General features: G+C 32.6%; 22 protein-coding genes and 2 pseudogenes. 14 read left to right on the top strand and 10 right to left on the bottom strand.

The features are described 5' to 3' along the window. The first annotated feature begins 121 nt into the window (after positions 1-121). The 6 genes from QLQ94_RS20820 (at position 122) to QLQ94_RS20795 (ending at position 6,626) form a co-directional block, all read left to right on the top strand. Positions 122-724, top strand: coding sequence for a 2,3-bisphosphoglycerate-dependent phosphoglycerate mutase (locus tag QLQ94_RS20820; protein ID WP_271336652.1), 603 nt, complete (start codon positions 122-124; stop codon positions 722-724). Between the two features lie 157 nt (positions 725-881). Continuing rightward, complete coding sequence (gene egtB, locus QLQ94_RS20815) at positions 882-2,021, top strand: ergothioneine biosynthesis protein EgtB (RefSeq protein ID WP_271336653.1); 1,140 nt, start codon at positions 882-884, stop codon at positions 2,019-2,021. Between the two features lie 39 nt (positions 2,022-2,060). Beyond that, entirely contained in the window at positions 2,061-3,422 is a 1,362-nt protein-coding gene (locus QLQ94_RS20810) for a mercuric reductase (protein WP_271336654.1), read from the top strand. 8 nt (positions 3,423-3,430) lie between these two features. After that, a complete protein-coding gene (locus tag QLQ94_RS20805; RefSeq protein WP_271336655.1) occupies positions 3,431-4,897 on the top strand; it encodes a BCCT family transporter in 1,467 nt (488 codons plus the stop codon). Positions 4,898-4,968: 71 nt separating this feature from the next. Next, a complete protein-coding gene (locus QLQ94_RS20800) occupies positions 4,969-5,961 on the top strand; it encodes an L-histidine N(alpha)-methyltransferase (RefSeq protein WP_271336656.1) in 993 nt (330 codons plus the stop codon). Next, positions 5,961-6,626, top strand: a complete 666-nt coding sequence (locus QLQ94_RS20795) for an aspartate/glutamate racemase family protein (protein WP_482498396.1) — start codon at positions 5,961-5,963, stop codon at positions 6,624-6,626. Before QLQ94_RS20800 ends, QLQ94_RS20795 begins: the two co-directional genes overlap by 1 nt. Before the next feature lie 284 nt (positions 6,627-6,910). Here the strand turns inward: QLQ94_RS20795 and QLQ94_RS20790 are convergent, their stop codons facing one another. The 5 genes from QLQ94_RS20790 to QLQ94_RS20770 all read right to left on the bottom strand — a co-directional run bounded on the left by QLQ94_RS20790 (position 6,911) and on the right by QLQ94_RS20770 (position 13,599). Then, positions 6,911-7,243 (bottom strand): gamma-glutamylcyclotransferase family protein, encoded by a 333-nt coding sequence (locus tag QLQ94_RS20790; RefSeq protein WP_482498394.1) that lies wholly within the window; start codon positions 7,241-7,243, stop codon positions 6,911-6,913. A 146-nt stretch (positions 7,244-7,389) separates the two neighbouring features. Continuing rightward, positions 7,390-10,668, bottom strand: a complete 3,279-nt coding sequence (locus QLQ94_RS20785) for an AsmA family protein (protein WP_482498392.1) — start codon at positions 10,666-10,668, stop codon at positions 7,390-7,392. A 1,019-nt stretch (positions 10,669-11,687) separates the two neighbouring features. Then, a complete protein-coding gene (locus QLQ94_RS20780) occupies positions 11,688-12,479 on the bottom strand; it encodes an SDR family NAD(P)-dependent oxidoreductase (RefSeq protein WP_271336660.1) in 792 nt (263 codons plus the stop codon). 49 nt (positions 12,480-12,528) lie between these two features. Further along, the gene (locus tag QLQ94_RS20775; RefSeq protein WP_271336661.1) at positions 12,529-13,110 is read right to left on the bottom strand and encodes a TetR/AcrR family transcriptional regulator; all 582 of its coding nucleotides are present in this window, start codon (positions 13,108-13,110) and stop codon (positions 12,529-12,531) included. A 159-nt stretch (positions 13,111-13,269) separates the two neighbouring features. Next, positions 13,270-13,599, bottom strand: a complete 330-nt coding sequence (locus tag QLQ94_RS20770) for a cupin domain-containing protein (protein ID WP_271336662.1) — start codon at positions 13,597-13,599, stop codon at positions 13,270-13,272. A 172-nt stretch (positions 13,600-13,771) separates the two neighbouring features. Between QLQ94_RS20770 and QLQ94_RS20765 the strand changes: the two genes are divergently transcribed. The 6 genes from QLQ94_RS20765 (at position 13,772) to QLQ94_RS20740 (ending at position 16,541) form a co-directional block, all read left to right on the top strand. After that, positions 13,772-14,335, top strand: coding sequence for a hypothetical protein (locus QLQ94_RS20765; protein ID WP_271336663.1), 564 nt, complete (start codon positions 13,772-13,774; stop codon positions 14,333-14,335). A gap of 5 nt (positions 14,336-14,340) precedes the next feature. Then, positions 14,341-14,790, top strand: a complete 450-nt coding sequence (locus QLQ94_RS20760) for a hypothetical protein (RefSeq protein ID WP_271336664.1) — start codon at positions 14,341-14,343, stop codon at positions 14,788-14,790. Between the two features lie 306 nt (positions 14,791-15,096). After that, positions 15,097-15,264: a hypothetical protein gene (locus QLQ94_RS20755; RefSeq protein ID WP_271336665.1), complete on the top strand. Its 168-nt coding sequence runs from the start codon at positions 15,097-15,099 to the stop codon at positions 15,262-15,264. Positions 15,265-15,349: 85 nt separating this feature from the next. Beyond that, a complete protein-coding gene (locus QLQ94_RS20750; RefSeq protein WP_271336666.1) occupies positions 15,350-15,940 on the top strand; it encodes a DUF6934 family protein in 591 nt (196 codons plus the stop codon). 38 nt (positions 15,941-15,978) lie between these two features. Next, complete coding sequence (locus tag QLQ94_RS20745) at positions 15,979-16,182, top strand: hypothetical protein (protein ID WP_271336667.1); 204 nt, start codon at positions 15,979-15,981, stop codon at positions 16,180-16,182. Between the two features lie 134 nt (positions 16,183-16,316). Beyond that, positions 16,317-16,541, top strand: a complete 225-nt coding sequence (locus QLQ94_RS20740) for a hypothetical protein (protein WP_271336668.1) — start codon at positions 16,317-16,319, stop codon at positions 16,539-16,541. 457 nt (positions 16,542-16,998) lie between these two features. On the opposite strand, the gene QLQ94_RS20735 is transcribed toward QLQ94_RS20740, so the two are convergent. The 3 genes from QLQ94_RS20735 to QLQ94_RS20725 all read right to left on the bottom strand — a co-directional run bounded on the left by QLQ94_RS20735 (position 16,999) and on the right by QLQ94_RS20725 (position 18,080). Beyond that, positions 16,999-17,214 (bottom strand): DUF6965 family protein, encoded by a 216-nt coding sequence (locus QLQ94_RS20735; RefSeq protein WP_414655394.1) that lies wholly within the window; start codon positions 17,212-17,214, stop codon positions 16,999-17,001. Positions 17,215-17,394: 180 nt separating this feature from the next. Then, positions 17,395-17,547, bottom strand: coding sequence for a hypothetical protein (locus QLQ94_RS20730; protein ID WP_165571361.1), 153 nt, complete (start codon positions 17,545-17,547; stop codon positions 17,395-17,397). A 2-nt stretch (positions 17,548-17,549) separates the two neighbouring features. Beyond that, positions 17,550-18,080 carry a hypothetical protein gene (locus QLQ94_RS20725; RefSeq protein WP_271336669.1) on the bottom strand — a complete coding sequence of 177 codons (531 nt, stop codon included), beginning with the start codon at positions 18,078-18,080 and terminating at the stop codon, positions 17,550-17,552. 390 nt (positions 18,081-18,470) lie between these two features. On the opposite strand from QLQ94_RS20725, the pseudogene QLQ94_RS20720 reads away from it, so the two are divergent. After that, positions 18,471-18,704, top strand: a pseudogene (locus QLQ94_RS20720) (LysR substrate-binding domain-containing protein); the annotation flags it as partial. Here the strand turns inward: QLQ94_RS20720 and QLQ94_RS20715 are convergent. Next, positions 18,663-18,857 carry a DUF6965 family protein gene (locus QLQ94_RS20715; RefSeq protein WP_482499999.1) on the bottom strand — a complete coding sequence of 65 codons (195 nt, stop codon included), beginning with the start codon at positions 18,855-18,857 and terminating at the stop codon, positions 18,663-18,665. The pseudogene QLQ94_RS20720 and the gene QLQ94_RS20715 sit on opposite strands and share 42 nt — an antisense overlap. Positions 18,858-19,462: 605 nt before the next feature. Then, positions 19,463-19,816, bottom strand: coding sequence for a hypothetical protein (locus QLQ94_RS20710; protein ID WP_271336671.1), 354 nt, complete (start codon positions 19,814-19,816; stop codon positions 19,463-19,465). Positions 19,817-20,071: 255 nt separating this feature from the next. On the opposite strand from QLQ94_RS20710, the pseudogene QLQ94_RS20705 reads away from it, so the two are divergent. Next, positions 20,072-20,695: pseudogene (locus tag QLQ94_RS20705) on the top strand (SDR family NAD(P)-dependent oxidoreductase). Positions 20,696-21,667 lie beyond the last annotated feature (972 nt).

Here is a 21,667-nt window from a genome sequence, read left to right as displayed (position 1 = left end):
ATTAAAAACAGATATGAAACTGAGCCATAAGATGTATATTTTGATTTTATACAATTCTAAAAACTAATGCATTAATTGTTTTATCTTTATAATAGTTTTGATATGGCTTTAAATATAAAAAATGGCACAATTAGTTTTTGTCAGACATGGACAATCTCTTTATAATCTGGAAAATCGATTTACAGGAATTCTTGATGTTCCGCTCACGGATATTGGAAAAGAACAAGCAAAACTTGCGGGAGAGAAACTCATTGGTTATGTTTTCGATATTGCCTATACTTCTATGCTGATAAGGGCTCAGGAAAGCTTAGAGATTATCCTCAATGAAATGAAGGTAACAATCCCTATCGTAAAAAATAAAGCCTTTAATGAGAGAATGTACGGTACTTTACAAGGACTCAATAAGGAAGAAACGGCAAAAAAATATGGTCTGGCTCAGGTGGACATCTGGAGAAGAAGTTATGATGTATGTCCTCCTGATGGGGAAAGTTTGTTAGATACTTACAACCGCGTAGTTCCTTATTATAAAACCGAAATAGAAACAAAACTAAAAATGGGACAGAATGTTTTAATAGTAGCCCATGGCAACAGTCTGAGATCCCTGATGATGTATCTTGAAAACATCAATCCTCTTGATATTGTAAAAGTAAATATCGCAACAGGAATACCCAGAGTTTACACGTTTGATGCTGAACTGAAAATTTCTAATGTAACCTATCTATAGTTATCTCTGTGAAGCTTTTAATAACAAAAACAAGAAGTAAATTCACGACTGAAATTATTAAATTAATACTATTTTTTATTTAAAAATACTTATTCTGTTTTTTAAATTACTAACTTAGAGTATAATACAAACTCACAAACAGCAGTAATTTAATACTATGACAGCACGTTTCTTAAAAGTCAGAAAAAAAACAGAAAAAATTTGCACTCCTTTACTTGTAGAGGATTATTCTGTACAACCCAGCGATTTTGCTTCTCCGCCAAAGTGGCATTTGGCTCATACCACCTGGTTTTGGGAAGAGTTTCTACTTACGAAATACAACCCTGATTACACAGTTTATCATCCTGATTTCTCCTACTTATTTAATAGTTATTACAATACAGTTGGAAAACGGATACAGCGTCCTTCCAGAGGATTTATGACAAGACCATCCGTAGAAGCTGTTTATGCTTACAGGACATATGTTACTGCCGCCGTTGAATTGTTTATGAAGAACGATTTAAATCAGGAAATACTTGATATTATTGAGATCGGAATCAATCATGAAGAACAGCATCAGGAACTTTTAGTATATGATATAAAATACCTCTTAGGAACACAGGCAACTTTTCCTGGTTATGGCAATCATTTTTTGCCAGCTTCTGAAAAACAGGAAGTTGGTTTTGTAAAAATTGCAGCAGGTATCTATGAAATTGGACATACAGGATCTTCTTTTTGTTTTGATAATGAATTGGGAAGGCACAAAGTGTATGTAGATGATTTTGAGATTTCAAATACACTTGTAACCAATGCAGAATATCTGCAGTTTATACAAGACGACGGTTACAGAAATTTTAATTACTGGCATGATGAAGGTTGGGCGTGGGTTAACGAAAATGAAATCGAAGCACCCTTGTATTGGCATAAAATAGATAATGAATGGCAGGTGTATGATCTAAATGGCTTGCAGAAAATCGCAGCAGATTTACCGGTAATGCACCTGAACTATTACGAAGCTTTTGCCTATGCGCAATGGAAGGGAATGCGATTACCAACAGAATTTGAATGGGAAATAGCGAGTAGTCAATTGTCCTGGGGTAAAGTTTGGGAATGGACGAACAGTGCATATCTGGCTTATCCTAATTTTAATAAAGCATCTGGAGCATTGGGAGAATACAACGGAAAATTTATGGTGAACCAAATGGTTTTAAGGGGAGCCTCAGCAGCAACTCCGGAGAATCATAGCCGTAATACCTACCGTAATTTTTTTCATCCTGTAATGCGTTGGCAGTTTTCAGGATTACGACTGGTAAAGTGATTTTTTGAAATCAGCTCAGTCTTTAAAAACAAAAATACTATGAAAAAGTTTGATTATATTATTATCGGAAGCGGACAGGCAGGTATTCCTTTGGCGTTTAGCTTATCAAAAGAAGGAACCGTTGCCATTATTGAAAAAAGTTTTTTGGGCGGAACGTGCGTCAATAACGGTTGTATACCGACCAAAGCTTATGTTGCCAGTGCCCGAAGAGTCTGGGATGCTTTTCATGGCGATGACCTAGGTGTCGAAATTCCTAAAGGAACAAAAGCCAATCTCAGAAAAATTAAAGCACGTAAAGACGAGTTGGTCAATGAATCCCGCTCTAATATTGAAAGAGCCATTAAGAGAGATGAAAAAATTAGCTTATATAATGGTGAAGCTCATTTTTTGAGCAATTATGAGGTTAAAGTTGGAGACACAATCCTGACTGCAAAAAAAATATTTATCAATGTAGGAGCAAGGGCAGTAGTTCCTAAGGAATATCAGGAAGTTCCTTTTTATACCAACGAAAATATTCTGGAAATTGAGGATATTCCCAAACATCTAATCATCATAGGCGGAAGTTATATTGGTTTAGAATTTGCTCAGATCTTCAGAAGATTTGGCAGTGAAGTCACAATCATAGAACGTAATAAGCAATTGATCAACAGAGAAGATAAAACAGTAACTGATGTCGTAGCTGAAATCATGAAGGCAGAAGGTGTCGATATTGTTTTTAATGCCAAAGATATTAGCGTAAAAGAGAATAATAAAGAAGGTATTACCCTGAACACCGATATTAAAGTAATAAAAGGATCACATTTGTTATTGGCCATTGGTCGTGCCCCTAATACTGATACATTGCAATTGGAGCATACGACAATCAAATTGGATGACAAAAAGTATATAAAAGTCAACAATTACTGTCAGACAAATGTTGAGGGTATTTTTGCCATCGGGGATTGTAACGGTGAAGGTGCTTTTACACATACTTCGTACAATGATTTTCAAATTGTAGAAAGCTTTCTTTTTAAGAAAAAGGAGCGAAAAATTAGCGATAGAATCACAACTTACGGATTGTTTATTGACCCACCGCTAGGCAGAATTGGAATGACAAAAAAAGAAGCTCTCGAAAAAGGACATGAAATTTTGGTAGGGTACCGCCCTATGACAAAAGTAAATCGTGCTAAAGAAAAAGCAGAAACTTTAGGTTTTATGGAAGCAGTAATCGATGCTAAAACCAATCTCTTTTTAGGTGCCTGTGTCTTAGGAGTGGGTGGGGACGAAATCATAAATGGGATTACGAATTTGATGTATGCCAAAAAGCCTTATACCGTTTTGAGGGATTCAATACATATTCATCCTACGGTAAGTGAACTTATCCCAACGATGTTAGAAGATTTAAAACCAATTGCTAAATAAGAAGTATTTTGATTTCAAAACTATCCAGTCATTTTCGGGCTAATAATCTACTTTTATACGGGATGTTTTTTGGTGCTGTATTCTTTATAACCGGAATTTTGGCACCGGATACCTTGCTGTCTGTTTTAAGTCATATCAATAAGCAGTTATTATCAGTTTTTAGCACTTATTATTTAGGATTGGGACTTCTTATAGTGCTTGCTTCTTTAGTGTTGCTGTTTTTGCCTATTCGAAACAAAAGACTGGGATCAGAGAAACCGGCTTATTCCTATTTCAGTTGGATTGCCTTATTGTACAGTACCGGAATGGGTTCCGGTTTATTGCTTCGTGCGGTACAGGAACCTGTTTATTATTTTAATAATAGTCCGGTTGCCACTACGAATGCAAAAGAAACAGCACTTCAATACACCTTTTTTCATTGGGGTTTTACGCCTTGGGCGATGTACAGCCTGTTTGGTTTATTAGTTGCTTATAATCTTTATATAAAAAAAGCACCTAATTTATTGCATGCCATAGTTCCCGATATAAAAAATAATATACTGAAGTTTAGCGCTATTCTCTTTATCGTATTAATCACTATTACGGGAGTAATCGCTTCATTAGGATTGGGAACGGCACAATTAATAGGCGGACTGAATTATACTTTTGAGGCAGAGTTTGGAACTTCTTTTTTATTGATCAGCGTGTTTGTAATGGGATGCATCGCTACTTATTCCGCATTGACGGGAATTACAAAAATGATTAAAATTTTGGCTGATTTTGATTTTGTTTTTTCCATTATTTTAATGCTTTTTGTGGCCTTGTTTCTAAATTTTAATCTTTATATAACTCAGACTTTTACGGCTTTTTATCAGTATGTGATTCATTTTTTTGAAATGAGTCTCGCTACAGGAGCTTATACAACCAAAGGGACTTTTACCCAGGATTGGACAGTTTTCTATTGGGCATTCTGGTTGGCGTGGGTTCCTTTTACGGGTATTTTTATTGCCCGCATTTCGAAAGGTAGAACCATAAAGGAATTTTTGATTGCTACAATTTTAGTACCTACTTTAGCCACTATCATCTGGTTTTCCATATTTGCCAATGCTGCTTTTGAGATAATAGAAAAGGGCAATAGTACACAGTTTGATAACGTGTTTAGTTCTTTGTTTGTTTTTTTAGAGCATTTTCCATTTCATGAAATTACCTTTTTGGTTGCAGGTCTCTTAGTCGCTATTTCTATTATTAATTCAGTCGATTCAGCCATTTTTGTATTAGGGATGTTTAGTGATAATGGCAATGAAAATCCTTCTAAAAAACATAAACTTGGTTGGGGTATTATCATTACGGCTACAGCATTAGGACTTACTGCTCTTGGTACAAGCGAACTGTTAAATGGAATCAGTAATCTTTTAATTATTATGGTTTTACCTTTTAGCTTTTTGTATCTTTATTGTATAGTAACATTCTTTAAACAGAACATTTTTCGAAAATAGTATAACATCATGCATCGTTTCCTATCGTATTTTTAAGATAACTTAAAAATAAATAACCAATAGCCTTAATTATGAAAGAGACAGTCGTTTTAAATAAAAAGGAATCCCAAAAAAGTACATTAGAGCAATTTAAAAAGGAAGTTAATGACGGATTAAATGAGTCTTTGAAGACGTTACCTTCAAAGTTTTTTTATGATAAAAAAGGAGATGCTCTTTTTGTCGAAATTATGCATTTGCCAGAATATTATGTTACGCGTTCAGAGCATGAAATATTTAAAGATAAAAGCGCTTCGATAATTAAAGCATTAGCATTAGATCAGGATACTTATTTTGAACTGATAGAACTTGGGGCTGGTGATGGTATGAAAACTAAGGAATTGCTACAGGAACTCTCTCGCGAAAATTACAAATTTGATTACATTCCGGTAGATATTTCGCAGAATGCTTTAGAAAAATTAGAAAAAGATCTCAATCAGAAAATGCCCCATATTGCGGTAAAAACCAAACAAGGAGATTATTTCGAGGTTTTAGAATCATTAAAAGAAAATCAACATCCAAAAGTGATCTTGTTTTTAGGATCCAATATCGGGAATATGCCTGATGATGTGGCGGAAGTCTTTATTGCTAATCTGAGTGAAAATTTAAATTTTGGGGATAAGTTTTTTTTAGGTGTAGACCTAATAAAACCGGCAGCTATTGTTTTGCCTGCCTATAATGACAGTAAAGGGGTTACCGCTGCGTTTAACCTGAATTTACTGGAACGAATCAATAGAGAACTGGATGCTGATTTTGAAATTGAAAATTTTAAACACCAACCGGAATATGACGAAAAGCAGGGCATCGCGACTAGTTTTTTAGTAAGTACGAAAGAACAGGATGTATTTATAAAAAAGATCAATAAGATATTTCATTTCGCTAAAGGCGAGAAAATTTTAACTGAAATTTCAAGAAAATACAATGATAAAATTTTAGATAAAATTCTAAAAAAGACAGCGTTTGTTATCAAAGACAGAATTACGGATCGTAAAAAGTATTTTGCCAATTACGTTTTAGAGCATTTATAATGAAAATACAATCACTTGGTATATTGGGATTAGGAAGCCGCTCTACCCTTTTTTATATTAAGGAACTTAACCGCCTTTATCATAAAAAAAGAGCAGGATACAGTACTTGTCCCTTTACATTATTGAATACCAATTTTGATGTTCTAAATAACTTGCTCCCCAAACCTTCAAATAAGCTTAAAGTGCTCTTGAGTAATTATTTGACAGAATTGAGTCATTTGCAAGTAGATGCTGTTTTAGTTCCAAATATTACCCTGCATGAAACCATTGATAAGCTTAGTACAATGCCAAAAATTATTCATCCGGTGCATCTCACTATTGCCAAACTTAAGGATGAGGGTTTTAGTGAGATTATTTTATTTGGTTCCTTGCATACGATGGAATCGGATTACTTAAAATGGGCATTTAACAATCAAAACATTGCAGTATCACTTCCTGCAGTAGCAGAACGGGTCGTAATAGAGGACGTTCGTAAACATATTTATTGGGAAACAGAAAGTAAAGAGCTAATGCAGGAGTATGCTGATATCATCAAAAAATACAGTTTAAATAATGCAGTGGTATTGGCTTGTACAGAATTATCGGTGGCTTGGACTACTGTTGATAGTAACATTTTTGATATGTCCCAGATTCAAATTGAAGCAGCTATTGAAAATATTGATTAACTCATCAAATCAGCGAATAGATATACTTAAAGATGCTTCTTCAACAGCTATTTATGGTTCCCGTGGTTACTGATACACTGGCTCAGTCAAAAGAATTACTGCAATAAGGGTTTTGAAGGAATAAAATGATAACAAAACAGGATCTCGTATTTATTTCCTGTTTTGTTTTTTATGCAGCAAAAGAAGCAAAAAACGAAAAACTGTTTAATAATTTACTGAGTAATTTATTCAGGGGAGAAAGCGCCAAAAGAACGTCTCCTGAGTTGTTTTAGTAGAACTGATTTTTACTTTTTTACGTAAATGAATCCTTTCTCACCTGATTGAAATTCGACTTCAATTTTTTTATAATCATCAACTTCATATTTATCTGCGTTAAGTATTTCTTTTTCTGATATTTTGAAAAGCATACCTTCAACTTTATCATTTAAATTGCCTGTAAAGTCAATTATTGGATGAAATTTTTGTCCACTTTTTCGTAAAACTTCATGATCTGTAATTTCAACCATTTTTAGGGCATACCCTAATAAAGTCTCTTTTTTTCCAGTTAGCAGTCTGCCAAAAGTTTCCATTTGCACTTGCTCTTTTTGTAAAGTTCCGTAAGAAAATAAATTTAGCATTGTTAACTTGGTTTTGTAGAGTCTGGACTTATATAATTCATGTAAAAAAATTTATAAGTCACACTCTTATTTTAGTAGAATATTTTTTTTGAAGTGTCCGGGACAAAATTATAGATATTTAGTAATTAACACAAACTCAAAAACTTTTATCTTGATTTAAGTGTATCTAAAATTTTTGAATTTACAGGAGGTAACTTTAGGGTATCTCTTTCTCTGATTTGTCGCTCCGGCGCCTTCAGGTTATTGAGTTCACTCTCTTCTGAAAAAGTAGTGTCTTCTTTAAATTTACCGGTAGTAATTTTAAAATCGTCTGCGGTACCTGTAATTTTCATAGGAACATTAATAAGTCCCATTGGTGGCAGTCCTAATCGAAACCCGATATTTAATTTGCCATCCATAGTAACCTGCCCTTCAAGCTTACCTCTAAAAGTTGCCATTTTCATCGTTGTTGGCGTAATAGTCATCACATTATTTTTAATGGTAGAGTGAATGGCAATTTTATTAAATGAGGCTTTTTCTAAATCCGCAGCATCCGCTTTTTTAGCTACATGATTTAAAAGTTTAAAGTTTTTAAATTTAATATCTTCCAGTGTTAACGTTCCTTCTCCGGCTATCGATTTAAAATCAATATCCATATTTTGGTCAATACTTCCGGCAAGTTGGTAATCAACAGAAACCAAACCGTAGGCATCTTTAGCCATACTCACCATATCTGCAAAAATAGGAATCTCTGAATAGGCACGTTGAATATCAAAATTACTGGCTTTAAAATGGGCATTGTATTTCGCTAGCAAGCGATGTTGCGCTTTATAATCTCCGGTCATCTCTATCTGGGTACCCGCCATATCAAAAGTCGCCTGGCTTACCTGAACTTTGCGGTCGTTGATATCCAGTGTTCCTGTAAAATTATTGATTTTATAAGAATCAAATTGAAGGAGATTCACTTTTGCCGTAATTTTTAAATCCGCTGTTCTGGGAATTCTAATGACGTAGTTTTTATTTTTAGTATTTACATTTTTAATGCCGGTGTTTATAGCAGTAGAATCTATTTTTTGTGCTGTTTCCTCTTCAGCTTTAGCGTCAGTATATTTGGCAATCATATCAAAAAACTCGTTGGCATTAATATGATTGCTGGAAAGATCAATCTCTGCTTTAAGCTTTTCATTAGCGTCACGCAGGTATTTGCGATTAAACATATATCGTATAAAATTATGGATATAACCATTTAATACAACATCAGATTTACCGTATGTAGCATTAAAATCCTCAAAACGCATCTTATCTTTAAAAAATTTAAATGTACCCTTAGAAATTTGAAACGTTTCCGGAAATAAGGCACTTTTAATTACTATGTTTTTAGCTTCGAGCTTTCCGCCATTTTTAATGTTGTCGTAATTTTTGGCATCTAAATCTTTTTTAGAGCCTTTAGCGATAAGATTGGTCTGGATGATTCCTGAAACATTGACGTCTTTAATGGGGAATATCTGAGTTAATTTACCAATGTCCAAAGTTCCCTGAGTTTTGATATTGTATACTAAATCATAAAGGTTAGTCACTTCCCCTTCAATTTTAAAAGGTGATCCTGCAAGAACAAATTCGACGGGCTGCAATTTGACATTTAGATCTTGTCCTGTACCTTTTTCGCTCGTAACAATTGCGTTTAAGTTTATATTTTGTATCGGAATATTTGGGAATTTAAGTGATTTTAAATAGCCGTTTTTAATGTTTACGATCGTTTTAGAGGATGGGTATCTTTTTTCTTTACGGTTTAAAACCCCGTGCATACTTACTTTTAAATTTAAATCTCCCTTAACTTCTAAACTGTCTAAAGGATAAAATTGATGTACCTCGGCTAAATTAATTTTAGATTCTAATTCAGTATCAACAGTAAAAGGATATAATTTATGAAGAGAGAAATTTCCGCGAATAAAATTATCCAGAGCTTCTATATTCAGATTGGTTACTTTACCTGAAATGTTACGTAAAATACTGTCTTTAGCCGTTAAACTTAAATTAAGATTAACATTTTTTATAGCATCTTTTCTCTTTAGATCTTTCAGATATCCATTTTTTAAGCTTGCATTAAACTCAAACTTAGGAATACTTTTAATTATAGTATCCATTTTATTTAAACGCGGGCTAAATCCCAGATCGCGTAAAAAGATACCATCGGCTTTTAAATTAAGAGCAATGTCTCCGCGAATATCAAGTCGGTTTAGGTTTAGTGCTTCTTTAAATTTTGCTAAATCTAAATGGGCAGAAACTGCAGTTTTAATTTTTAACTTTTTAAAGCCTTCTGAATGGAAATTCAGGACTGTTTTTTTTCCATCCAGATTAAACGACAGGTTTTCCAGATCAAATTTTAATTTGTTAATATCTAAGTCTTTGACCAAAGCCCTGGCATTGATATTAATTTCTTTTACAGGCTCTTTAATTTTTTTATAAGCAATGGTACCGCTATTAATTTGCAGATCTGCTAAAACCATTGGTTTCTCTGATTGGTCCTGCATGTACTTCCCACGTGCTATAATTTTGAAATCAATATTCCCTGTAATAGCCATCTGTTCTTTCCAATTGTCATAAGAAGGCGGTACAATCGATAGCATTTCCTCTATTGTAGAGTTTTTAGATTGCATGTGTAAATCAAAATCATATCCTCCTTTAATAAAAGCAAAATAACCGTTGAATGAGAAAGGAAAATTTTTGATCCGAATGTTATTGCGCTCGAACTTAAATTTAAGTTCTTTAGCATCTATATGCGTAATAATTTCCGCATTTATGGGTTTATTGTGTACATAATGAACCCCGTCTGCACTAAAATCAAACAATTTTATTTTGATATGAGAGTTAAGATCAAAAATATCAGCGCTTAAATCTCCTTCTCCTTTATAATTAAGATCTTGAATTTTAAAATCTAAAGGAGTGCTTTTATCGTTATAGGATATGTTTGTTTTGTTGACAATGATACGTTTAATTTTAAATTCGGTCGTAGTAGTATCTTTTGAAGCTCCTGAGGGTTTTACAATATTAAAATTTGCATTCCCGCTCGAATCTATTTCAAAGTTTAAATTTGCTGAGTCTAAATAAATAGCATCTAAAATAATTTTACCTTTTAGTAAACTATAAAAATTAACTCCAACTGCTGCTGTTTTAGCCTTTACCACATTTGATGATGCAAATTGAACTTTTTTGTTATCGATACTAATATTTTTAGCATAAACAATTAATGCAGGAAAGTGTTTAAAAACCGAAAGTCCAACTTCATCAAAAGAGATCTTTGCATCCAATTTTTCGTTTGCAATACTTTCTATTTTAGCTGTTATTTCATCTTTAAAAAAATACGGAACAACGGTTAGGATTATCAATAAAAGCAGCAGTAGTGATCCTGTAAAAATTGAAGTAATTTTTAAAATCTTTTTAATCATTTATTAACTTATTTATGGGTGACCAAAAATATAAACGGGATGGATAAAGCATATTTTTAGGGAGCAAAATTAACTAATCAAAATTAACCATTAAAATTTTAATTTGTTTTTAAATCAAATTACTCAATTGGAATTTTCAGTACAAGATAAAAGGTTGTCAGTTAATTGATTAAAAATAGTTGCCAGTGGCGAATGTTACTTATTAGAGGATATAGTCACAGTTTTCATTGCAAGAAAAATAGCTGGAGCAAACTTTTTCATGAAAATAAATATCCCTAGATGTTTACAAAATGCATTTGTAGGAACACACGTCCCTTGAGAATAACAACTAACCCAAAAATAGTTATAACGATTGTAATTTAACATTGGAAAAAGAAAATCGAATACCGGTTTTTCTCCAGTATTAGATTTTTAAAACTTCAGGGTATCTGTGATTTATTTGATCATATAATAAGAATCCCGTTTTTGATCAAATCCCTATATAGAACCTTGATATTGTAAAGAATCATATAAGTACATGGTAATAATGTATTTAATAATAAATTCTATTGATTTACTACTCTAATTATATTTCTTCCACTTGTAATACCTCAAATGTATTTAGTGCACTTAAAAAATGGAAATTTAATTTCTGCACGTAGTTAATAATATTGAACTTTTATAATTCTAAGTTCATTTATAAATGGAATATTTTTTTTTTATACTGTTTAAGTAATAATTATTTGTAAATAGTATGCGGTTTTTATGTTCCGTTGAGATACCTTGGCGGGACAAATTTCAACAAATTTTATGGAGGATTAGAAGAGATTGGCTTGTTATATGTAGGGTCTGTCTTTTATTGGCTTTATGAATATGGTTTGGATGTCCTATTGGGGATTGAAGGAAAATGTAGAGTCAAATATACATATCGTTAACCTCTTTTTATTAAAACCGACTTAGCTTTTTGTGCAAAATTGGAGGTATCTCCAATTTTCGTTGACCAAAAAGAATAATTTTTGATTGATTCAATTTTAGAATAATCAGATAGTTTTTAAAACACCTCCATCTGCTCGTAACGATGCCCCATTTGTTGCTATAGAAAGCGGACTTGAAAGATAAACTGCCAGCGAGGCAATTTCAGATGGATCAATAAAACGCTGTAATAAAGAATGCGGATTGGTCTGTTGTATGATGGCATTTTTCATTTGTTCAATCTCTATATTCTGTACAGAAGCGATATGTTCAATTGTTGAAGCAACACCGTCAGAATAAGTTGGTCCGCCTAAAATCGTATTCACTGTAACTTCCGTACCTCTAGTTAGTTTAGATAAACCATTACTTACTGCTGTCATTGCAGCTTTTGTCATTCCGTAATGAATCATATTTTCTGGAATATTCGCACCCGATTCGCTGCTGATAAAAACAATTCTTCCTGATTTTTTCTCCAGCATTTGAGGTAAAAGTTTTTTAGAAAGCCTGATACTGCTCATTACATTAATGTCAAAAATTCTATACCAATCTCCATCTTCCAGATTTTCAAAATCTTTTAATTCGAAAATGCCGACGTTATTAATCAAAATATCAATATTGTTTAATTTAGTTAATAAAGCAGTTACTTCTTCTTTTTTCTCAAAATCACAGACAATTCCCGAAACTAAGGCATCTGGAAATTCATTTTTTAATTTTTGTACTGCCAGATTTGTTTTTTCTTCATGCCTTCCATTAATGATAATTTCGGCTTTTTCATTTAATAATTGTTTGGCAATTGCAAAACCAATACCTTGTGTCGAACCGCTAATAAAAGCTCTTTTCCCTTCTAATTTTAAATTCATTTTTATTATTTTAATTTTGTAATGATTGATACATAAATAGTCAAAAAAATTAGCTGATAACAGCTAATTGCATTTCGATTTGATTTTTTAAGACATTTTTGTCTGGATACATTCTTCTGAGCGTATTAAGTCCGCACCAAAATGTTATGAGATATCTGCCAAGTATTTCCGGATCAGTCTGGGTTTTTAAATTTCCTTTTAATTTTTCGTCTTTAATTGCCTGAGTAAACATTTGTTCGACCTCTTTTAAAATCTGAACCGCATCTGCTTCCAGATTATCATCAATAAAAGTCATTTCTACAACCGTATTGGCAATAATACAGCCTTTAAGATGCTCATTTTCTTCTGCGGAAGCGATACTTCTAAAAAAATCTTTAATTAATTCTAATGGAAATTCGCTTTTGCTTAATTCCTTTTTAAAGGCGTCAAAAGCTAATAGTCGTTCTTCAATAGCTTTTTGAAAGACCTCTTTTTTGCCCCCTTTGAAAGTATTATAAAAACTTCCGGCACCGGCACCAGTTGCTTTTTGCAGATCACTCAATGAGGTAGCACTATATCCTTTCTGCCAAAAAACTTCCTGTGCTTTCTTTACAATATTAGCGTCTTGGTATATGGTAGGCCTTCCTCTCATTTTTTTATTTATTTTTGTAATGATCAATACAAAATTAGAAATAAAAATACGTTTGCTCCAAATTTTAAAGCAATTTTATTTTGTTAATTAAAAGATTGCATGAATTGCAGGGAGTTAATTTCTCATTTCCAGCAATCGATGACATCGGTTTGTATAACGCTACTGGATCTTAATAGAATTATATTGTTCGTCAGTAACAGGATCAAGCCAATCAACCATACCTTTTTCAGTATTGATACTTACAGCATAATGTATAAACCTTCCATTTGGTGTAGCGCCATGCCAGTGTTTGATACCAGGTAACACATTAATAACATCACCCACTTTTATTTGTTGAATGGAAAAACCTTCTTCTTGATAATAACCGATACCTTCTGTAACAATGAGTATCTGATTACTGGGATGTGTATGCCAGTTGTTTCTGCAATTTGGTTCAAATATCACTTCACCAATAGCACAATTTGTGTCTTCGTCTGGGAGAAGTCTCATTTTTAGCCAGGCGATCCCGGTAAAATAATCTGTTGCAACAAGACCGAATCCTTCCGGTGCTTTAGTTTTTTGTTCTTTTGCTATTGATTATGCACAATCTGAAGGTTGGAAGTTTGGAAGTAACTGGAAATCAGCACAAGATTTAATTGGTAATCCTGGTAAACCAAGCGATGTGATTTCACAAGAAACAAGTGATTTCTTATCTTCAAGAACTACGGCCGCAAACTATCGTGAATTACTAACGCAAATAGGTGCAAGCCAAATAAATTCGGCTAATAAAGCCATGGCGGGTTCAGCAAGTGGTAGAGTAACTCCTCAAGAACTAGATTCTCCATTCTTTGTTTTAGCTGGTTTTATACCAAAGGGTTTTGCAATGGGTAGTAGCGCTAGTAGTTTTTATACTGTTCAGGGCGTTGAAGATGTTGCTAGACTTTTGAATGGAGGAGTTCCTTTTCCAGTTGGTTATACTAAATCATTTGTGGGTGAAGGTGTTTATTCTTTTGGAACCAAAGCAGATGCATTAAGATATAAGTCTATGTTAGAAGGATTTGGTTATACTGATTTACAAGTTTTAACATTTAAAGTTTCTAATTATGGAAAGTTAAAAGTTTTCGATATGAGAGGTATTGGTGACGATGCGGCAAATGCATGGTTAGAAACTCATGCATATCCAAATAATCATACTTTTGACCATGTAATTAGACCATCAGGTAATTTTAATCAAATAAAATTTTAATAATTATGGGTGACTATGAATCATATTTTAGGTTATTTAAATCTTCATGGGGAATATTGATTGGCTTTAAAGGTGAGATTCTCGAAATGTCTGAGGAGTTTGAAATGAATGATTTAATCAAAATAAATGATTTTTTGTATTTGCAACTGAATATATCTAATGAAAATAAATATATTCATAACAATAAAACAAAACTTGAAAATGGAATACAGTGGGTCTCTGAGATTTTTCCAAAACAAAAGAAGGTTTTAATTAAAATAAATGAGATTGATTTAAACTTTTGTAATTTCCAAATAGAAGGTTTATTTTTTGGCATAGCAAGTTGGATTTGTAATTACTATAAAGTGGAAATGCCAAATTATCATTCTACATTTGATAAAGACTCAAATAAATATCTTTTTTCATTTGATGAGAATGATGAAATTTCGAAAAAATTACTTTATCCGCTTTCGTAAAAATTGTTATGACTATATGCAATTGTTGTCTATGCTGTTGGAATATATTCTGACTTCTGTCCACAATCTAAAGCAAACAAAAAAAGCCACTTCTATTACGGAGTGGCTTTTGATTGTTTATAGAGTTGATACATTTTTAGCAGAAAAATTTAAGGTTTATTAAATTTTTTAGTTTAGAAATTGTCAAGGCAGTTATTGCACTGTGGTGAAGCAATTGGACTAGAAGCTGTACTCTCCAGAATGATGAAACGACTTAAACGTGAATTTCATTATGTGAAGGACTTCAAGTAGTTCAAGCAGTCTAGAATGTCGATTTGGATTACAGAATTAGGACTCAGGCATGCACAGTATCTGGGAGGTTATCGATATGTGACCAGTGTTCAGCGGTATGATTTTAAAAGCATTAATGACTTAAAAATTGAAACTCGAATACAATCACCCGATGGAACGCTTTGGGAATTAGAAGTAAAATAACAGAGATGAAATTAAAAACGCTATAATTATCCTAATTAAGTGAGAATGATATTTACATTTGTAATTCAATTGTAAAAGATAAGATTTGGATTTTTTAGAAAAGGCGTATAATTATAATTTTGAAGGTATTACTAATGAAGTTTATCAGTTTAGGTTCATTAGTACAGGAATACAGGAAATAACGAAAATAGTTTCCATTTCACCCGTTGATAAAAGCCACAATTGGTATAATGTAGGTTTTGGAAATTTAGAAAATAATGACGGTTCAGTAAGAGTTAATGATTTAGCTGAAATCAACAATAACGATTATGATGAGGTTTTAGCGACTGTTTTTATGTGTATTCTTCATTTTTTCAATTCTAATCGAGATTGCACCATATTGTTTTTTGGAAATACACTACATAAACACAGGCTTTACAAACAGAAAATATCTTCAAATATTAGTAGTTTGGAACAATATTTGGATATATCAGGAGGCAAGATAGAAGAAGAAATAACAATTATTGAAAAAAAGCAAACAATAACAAGGAAAGGAAAAGAACATGAAAGAACGATACGGGAAAAAGACCTTACATCACTCCAAAAGGATATTGTAGTAAAACAGATTGAAAAGTACAATAAAGATAAAACAGCTGACTATCAATTTGTTTTGTTTAAACTGAAAAACGACCAATAATTATTGGATAAGTAAAAAAATAGTATATTTGTAACGTTATGGGAACAAAAGAATTAAGAGATTTAGTAGAAAAGCAGATAGAAAAATCTACTAGTTTTTGGGCTGGTCGTCCTAAAATGACTATCCAAGAACTAGAAGCGGTGGAGAAATTTGCTAAAGAAAAAAGTAAACTTTTTGAAAAAGCATTCGATTCTCCTGAAAAAGTAGAGAAAATTAACAAAATGCAAAACAGCACATTATAAGTTGATTTATTAATTCAAAAAACTTATTATTACATAAAAATGACCGTTTAGAATCTATCTGAACGGTTTTTTTGTACATGTTTGTTTTATGTTCTTACGATGACTTATCAATGATAAGGTAATGCCCTTTTGGAATGCAAGTGCCCACTAGACGAGGTAATGCAAACGAATATCGATACGGATTCCAAGGTCAGGAAAAGGATGATGAGATTAAAGGCGAAGGGAATTCTTTGGATTACACCTTTAGAATGCATGACCCGAGGATTGGTAGGTTTTTTGCAATTGACCCGCTGGCATCTCAATTTAGAGGAGTGAAAGTAGATTTCTTCTTATTCAGATTATCTAATCTTTTTGGTTAATCCCCAACTTTTGCGTTTGATCCGTTTGATCCTCCATTAGATTGGAATTTTAGAAATTTGGAATTTATCTTAAAATTCTATACATAAAAAAAGTCCTAATTTTCATTAGGACTTTTTACGTGGGGAGAGCAGGATTCGAACCTTAAGCTTGAAACCCGCGTATTTCCTGCATTTTTTATTTTTTTAAACCTGTGGTGCCACGATGTTGCCACGAAAATAAAATTGTTAATTTTCGTATGTAATGATTTGATTTTTAACAGATTGACTTACTGCTTTTTGCTATCATTCTTTTTGATGTAAATATAAGATATTTGTTTGTTGTATTGATTGATTTGTCTTGTTTTTAATTGTATTTTATTTCGAAATAATTGAGAATTGATTTATAATTATCTTGTGTGGTAAGACGAGTATCTATAAAATATTCCTTTACATTATTTTACAAGTGTATAGAACTCTTTTAAATGCCACCAGGCAGGGCACTCTCAATGTCTCCTTTATAATGGTATATAGTAAGGAAACAGCTCTTTAAGAAAAGCTGGGAATCTGTGATTTTAGCACATGGCTTTAACTCCACTTCCTTGGGCGGGGGAGTGGCGTCAAAATAGCGTTTTATTTCTTCTGGAAGTAGAGGCTGTCTTTGAATGGCATAATGATTTTGGTTTGGATGTCCCATTGGGGATTGATGTAAATTTGTATAAATTTTTTAATTTGGCCTGATTACACGTTAATTTTTTTAAATCTGTTCGATTCTGCCACAAAACCAATAATGTAGACAATTGAGATAATAATTCATCTGATTGCCAAATTTTTGAAGCAAAAAGTATCAACTACATCAAATGTGATATGTTATGTTCTAATTTTTAAGTATTAATTTCTTTTTCTCAGTTTTCTTTTTTGTTAGTTTTTTCTTTTGAAAAAAATCGCTTAAAGCTTTTTCTTCAGCTAATGTTAGAGAACTTAGTCCACCAATACTGTCTATATCTAAATCTAATTTTTTAGTTTTCATAATTATTTATTTTGAAAATATTTATTGATTAATTTCAAAGCTGATTTTGTTTCAATTATCATAATTCTACCACCGAAATGGAATGCTCCAAGTGTTTTTTCATAATGATCAACTAATTGCGATTTTGAAAGAAAAGAAACATTTCCATCGTGACCGCGCTGAAAAGATAATTTACAAGCATAAGCAACTAGATTACCAGCTACACCAGCATAAACCTTTGTTTGTCCTTTATTGAATGGAGCACTTTCAACAAGATGCATATAGACATGATCTGACTTAACTTCTAAGCTTATAAGACCTTGGATTATTTTTGAATTTCCAAAAATTGTAAGTTTATAAACATCTCTAATTGGATTTTTAAATTCTTCATTCCAATTAAAAAGCCAGCCATTTTTCTTTGTTAAAGACTTTAAATCAGAATTTTGGAGAATAGAAATTTCAGTCTGAAAACGATCTCCAGTAATCACGTTTTCTATTGAGTTTGTTAATTTGTCAATTATAAAATCGAGTCCTAATTCTGCTTCTTTATCCATACTGCTAATTTAATGAATTTAATCTAATTTTGAAAACATTTGAATATGGAAAATAAATTCTGCCGACCCTGTCGGCAGAATTGTTGGACTGTAATAGTTTCAAACCTAAACTTCTTAGCGCCTTATTTTGCTTAGCTTCTAGTTTTCAAAACTTCATGCGCCATGATTCTGCCACAAATTAAAAATGGCGATAATTTATTATAGCAAATAAACTTACTACCATAAAATTTTGCGATAAAGAAAAATTAATTTAAAAATCAAGAGTAATTGTTTTTTCGATTTTCGACATTGTAATGGCGGCTGTACTTCGGACGTAATTCATAAATATCTTTTAAAATGTTTGTGTTAACGCTATAATAAAGTTGAATAGATATATTCTTAAACCCTCTTTTGAAGAATATTCCATTTCAACTGAATGCAACTTTTGGCATAGCCAAGGACTTGTTACAGCAATTAGCCGATGGGGAACTTGATTTTGTTGTAGCAAGCCAAAAATCCATTGAGAATAAACATATCGTTTATGAACCTATCCTTACCGAAAATTTTATTGTTGTAGGAAGTCCCGATTTGGATTTAAGCGATTTAAAAAAGCATTTGAAAGATAAAGATTTTACAGCCATCGAGAAATGGCTTATCAATCAGCAGTGGTATGCTTATAGTAAGGAAACAGCTTTTAAGGAAAAGCTGGGAATCTGTGATTCTCGCCCATGGTTTTAACTCCACTTCCTCAGGTGGGGGAGTGGTGTCAAAATAGCGTTTTATTTCTTCTGGGGTCATGGGGCAAAAATTAGGTAAAAATTGCAGAGAGGGCAAGGGCTTAGGGTCAATTTCTGGGTCAGTGTTTTTATGTGTTTTACCTGCATTTGTTCCAAATGTACTGAGGCTCATTAAATTATCCCTTCAGATTCTGTTTTTATTTTTTCAGGCTTTCATTTGGGCTGGTCCGGACCTGCGGCGCCCTTTGGGAATTCATGCAGATGCGGGTTGCTTTACTTCCTTAATGCTTTTTTTTAGGAGCTATTCCCGCTATGCGTTCCAATCTTTTGTGCCGAACTCCGGCACAAAAGGATTTCCACTGCACACGAGCGAAGCGAACTGGCGAAGCAATCGGGGCTAAGAGTTGAATCCATTTTTATGTTTTTGCTCTTTTTTTTAATAATTATTTTATAAGCTGTATTGCTTAGGTATTGAAAAATGCAGTTTTTGTTGAAATAATTTAGTACTTGAGAAAGAGGGATTCGAACTGTAACTCCAGGACCTCCTTTATATAATGGATTTTTAATATATGTAACCGGATTCAAAATGTACTGCGCCACGATTGTGCCACGGAATCTTTAAGTGTTTTTATAAATATTGAATATGCAACTTGTTTAAAATGAATGTTATAATTCACTTTGTAAATCAAATGTTTTACTGTCAGGATTTTCAATAAGATATGTTAGACCTTCAAAAATAACCACATCATGCTCTTTATTATCATAAACGCTTATACCTTTGCTGATCACATATTTGCTTATCCTTAGCTCTACATCATTCTTATAAGTAATAACTTTATTGTCTGAAGTAAAAACTATTTTTTTAGTATATCCCAGAGTCTTTGGGGTGGAGATATAATTTGCATTTTCTCCTCCTTCTGATTTTTGACAAGTCCAAGATCCTAAAATTGTATTTGGAGTTTGATCATTAAAAACGGAACTGGAAGTAAACGAATAAAAGGAGAACAAAACAATGAGCAATAAAAATTTTTCTTACATTTTTTTGAATTTTATATATAAATAGTAGTTTAATTATTTGTTTGTGAGAAATGTCTTTCTATGTAAAAAGTTTTTTATTCTAAAATTATGTTTAAAACAACAGTGACATAAAGTAAAATGTAGAAGACAGATAAAACAAATCCAATGCAAGTAAATGTTTCCTCCTTTATATAATCGCGAATTTTTCGGATATCTTTTCTCATAATTTTTAATTTAAATGTTTAGTATTTTTTAAAAATATCCATAAAAGAGATAATTAGTAATGGAAGCATAGCCATTGCGGTACAGGCCAATGTATCGAAAGAAGCCGATGTGACCAGGTTGTTTAAAGAAACCGTGAAGTCTTTCGACACGCTCGATATTTTAGTAAATAACGCGCTATCTCAAGGATACTCACCGAGTGAACTCATTTCAATAGAAAAATTTCATCTGGCTTTTAATGTAAATGTGCTGGGGCCAATTCTGACTATCCAGACATCTCTGAAACTTTTTGGTGATAAGGGTGGAAATATCATCAATATCAGTTTGGGTGCAAGTAAGTATCCGCTGCAAAATGCCTCTTTGTACTCTTAAAGTAAAGCTGCACTGGATGCCTTCACAATTGTTTTATCTAAGGAGTTGGGTGTTAAAAACGTTCGTATCAATTCTATTTTGCCGGGAGCTACGGAAACAGAGGATGTGGCCAGTTCGGGTGTTATCGTTGGCAGTGATTATGAAAAGATGTTTGTCGAAAAAATACCACTTGGCCGCAGAGGACAGCCTGCATATATTGCGAAAACCGTAGTATTTCTGGCTTCCGATGACGCTGCGTGGATCACAGGAGAGCAAATTTCCGTTTCCCGCGGTATCTATGGTTTTTAAAGCCGTACCAAAAATGAAAGATAAAGAAACATATGATAATACCTGAATTATTGGATTTGATTGAGGAGCTCAGCAAAAAGCTGTAAACGTCATGGCGCCAGACCAGGGAATTTGTACGCAGGGAAACTGGTTCGGGATCTTAGTTCAAGCACTGAGAAGGTCAAAAGATCGAGGACTATTTTGATCTTATTAGCGCCATTAGCTTTTGAAAGGACAAATTAACTAAAATGGGGAGTTTATCGACACGCAAGCAATGGTTCTTGCTTCCGAAAAGCCGGTGGTCCGTCTTTGATGATACAGAAAAGGATAGTTTTTAGAGCGAATTAGGAAGGTAATTTCATTGTGACAGTAATGGTCAATTGAACTGATTTTTCCAACCTACAAAAAATAATACGTTTAAAATATTTTTCTTTATTCATTATATATGAAAATGATAAAAGACAGATAAACCTATTTCATTTGCCAGTTTTTTTCATCCCGGTTAACTTCATAACCCGTTAGTTAAATCTAGAATGAGAATTCTCAGATATTTAATTAAACCATCTTTTTGCCAGACTGATGTAGATTAGAATTATAGATAAAACATATGAAAATATGCGCTAAATTTAAAAAAGGAAGAAATAAGCTACGTCATTAATTTTAACATATTTATTCACTTTTTCATGTCTGATTTATAATTTATCTTACTGTCATTGAGTTCGTTGCTGTTTTAGAAAAAACGAACTTAGAATAATTTCCGTTCTCATAGATCAAAACAGTTAATTAAACATATAAATTTAATAATTTTCAGTTTATCGATATATTTGATATACATTTGATAATATAAATTGTAAAAATATAAATAAAATATAAAAATAGGTAATTCGTTTTCGTATAGACCTATGCTGTTTATTGTCATTTTTATAGCTGTTTATTCTTTGTCCCCTCATTTTAATTTCGCAATCTAATATTAATAATTTTATACCTACTCTC

It is taken from the genome of Flavobacterium sp. B114r, assembly GCF_056824125.1.
Note: the sequence above shows the minus strand (reverse complement) of the source record. Positions and strands in the feature narration are given on the sequence as shown.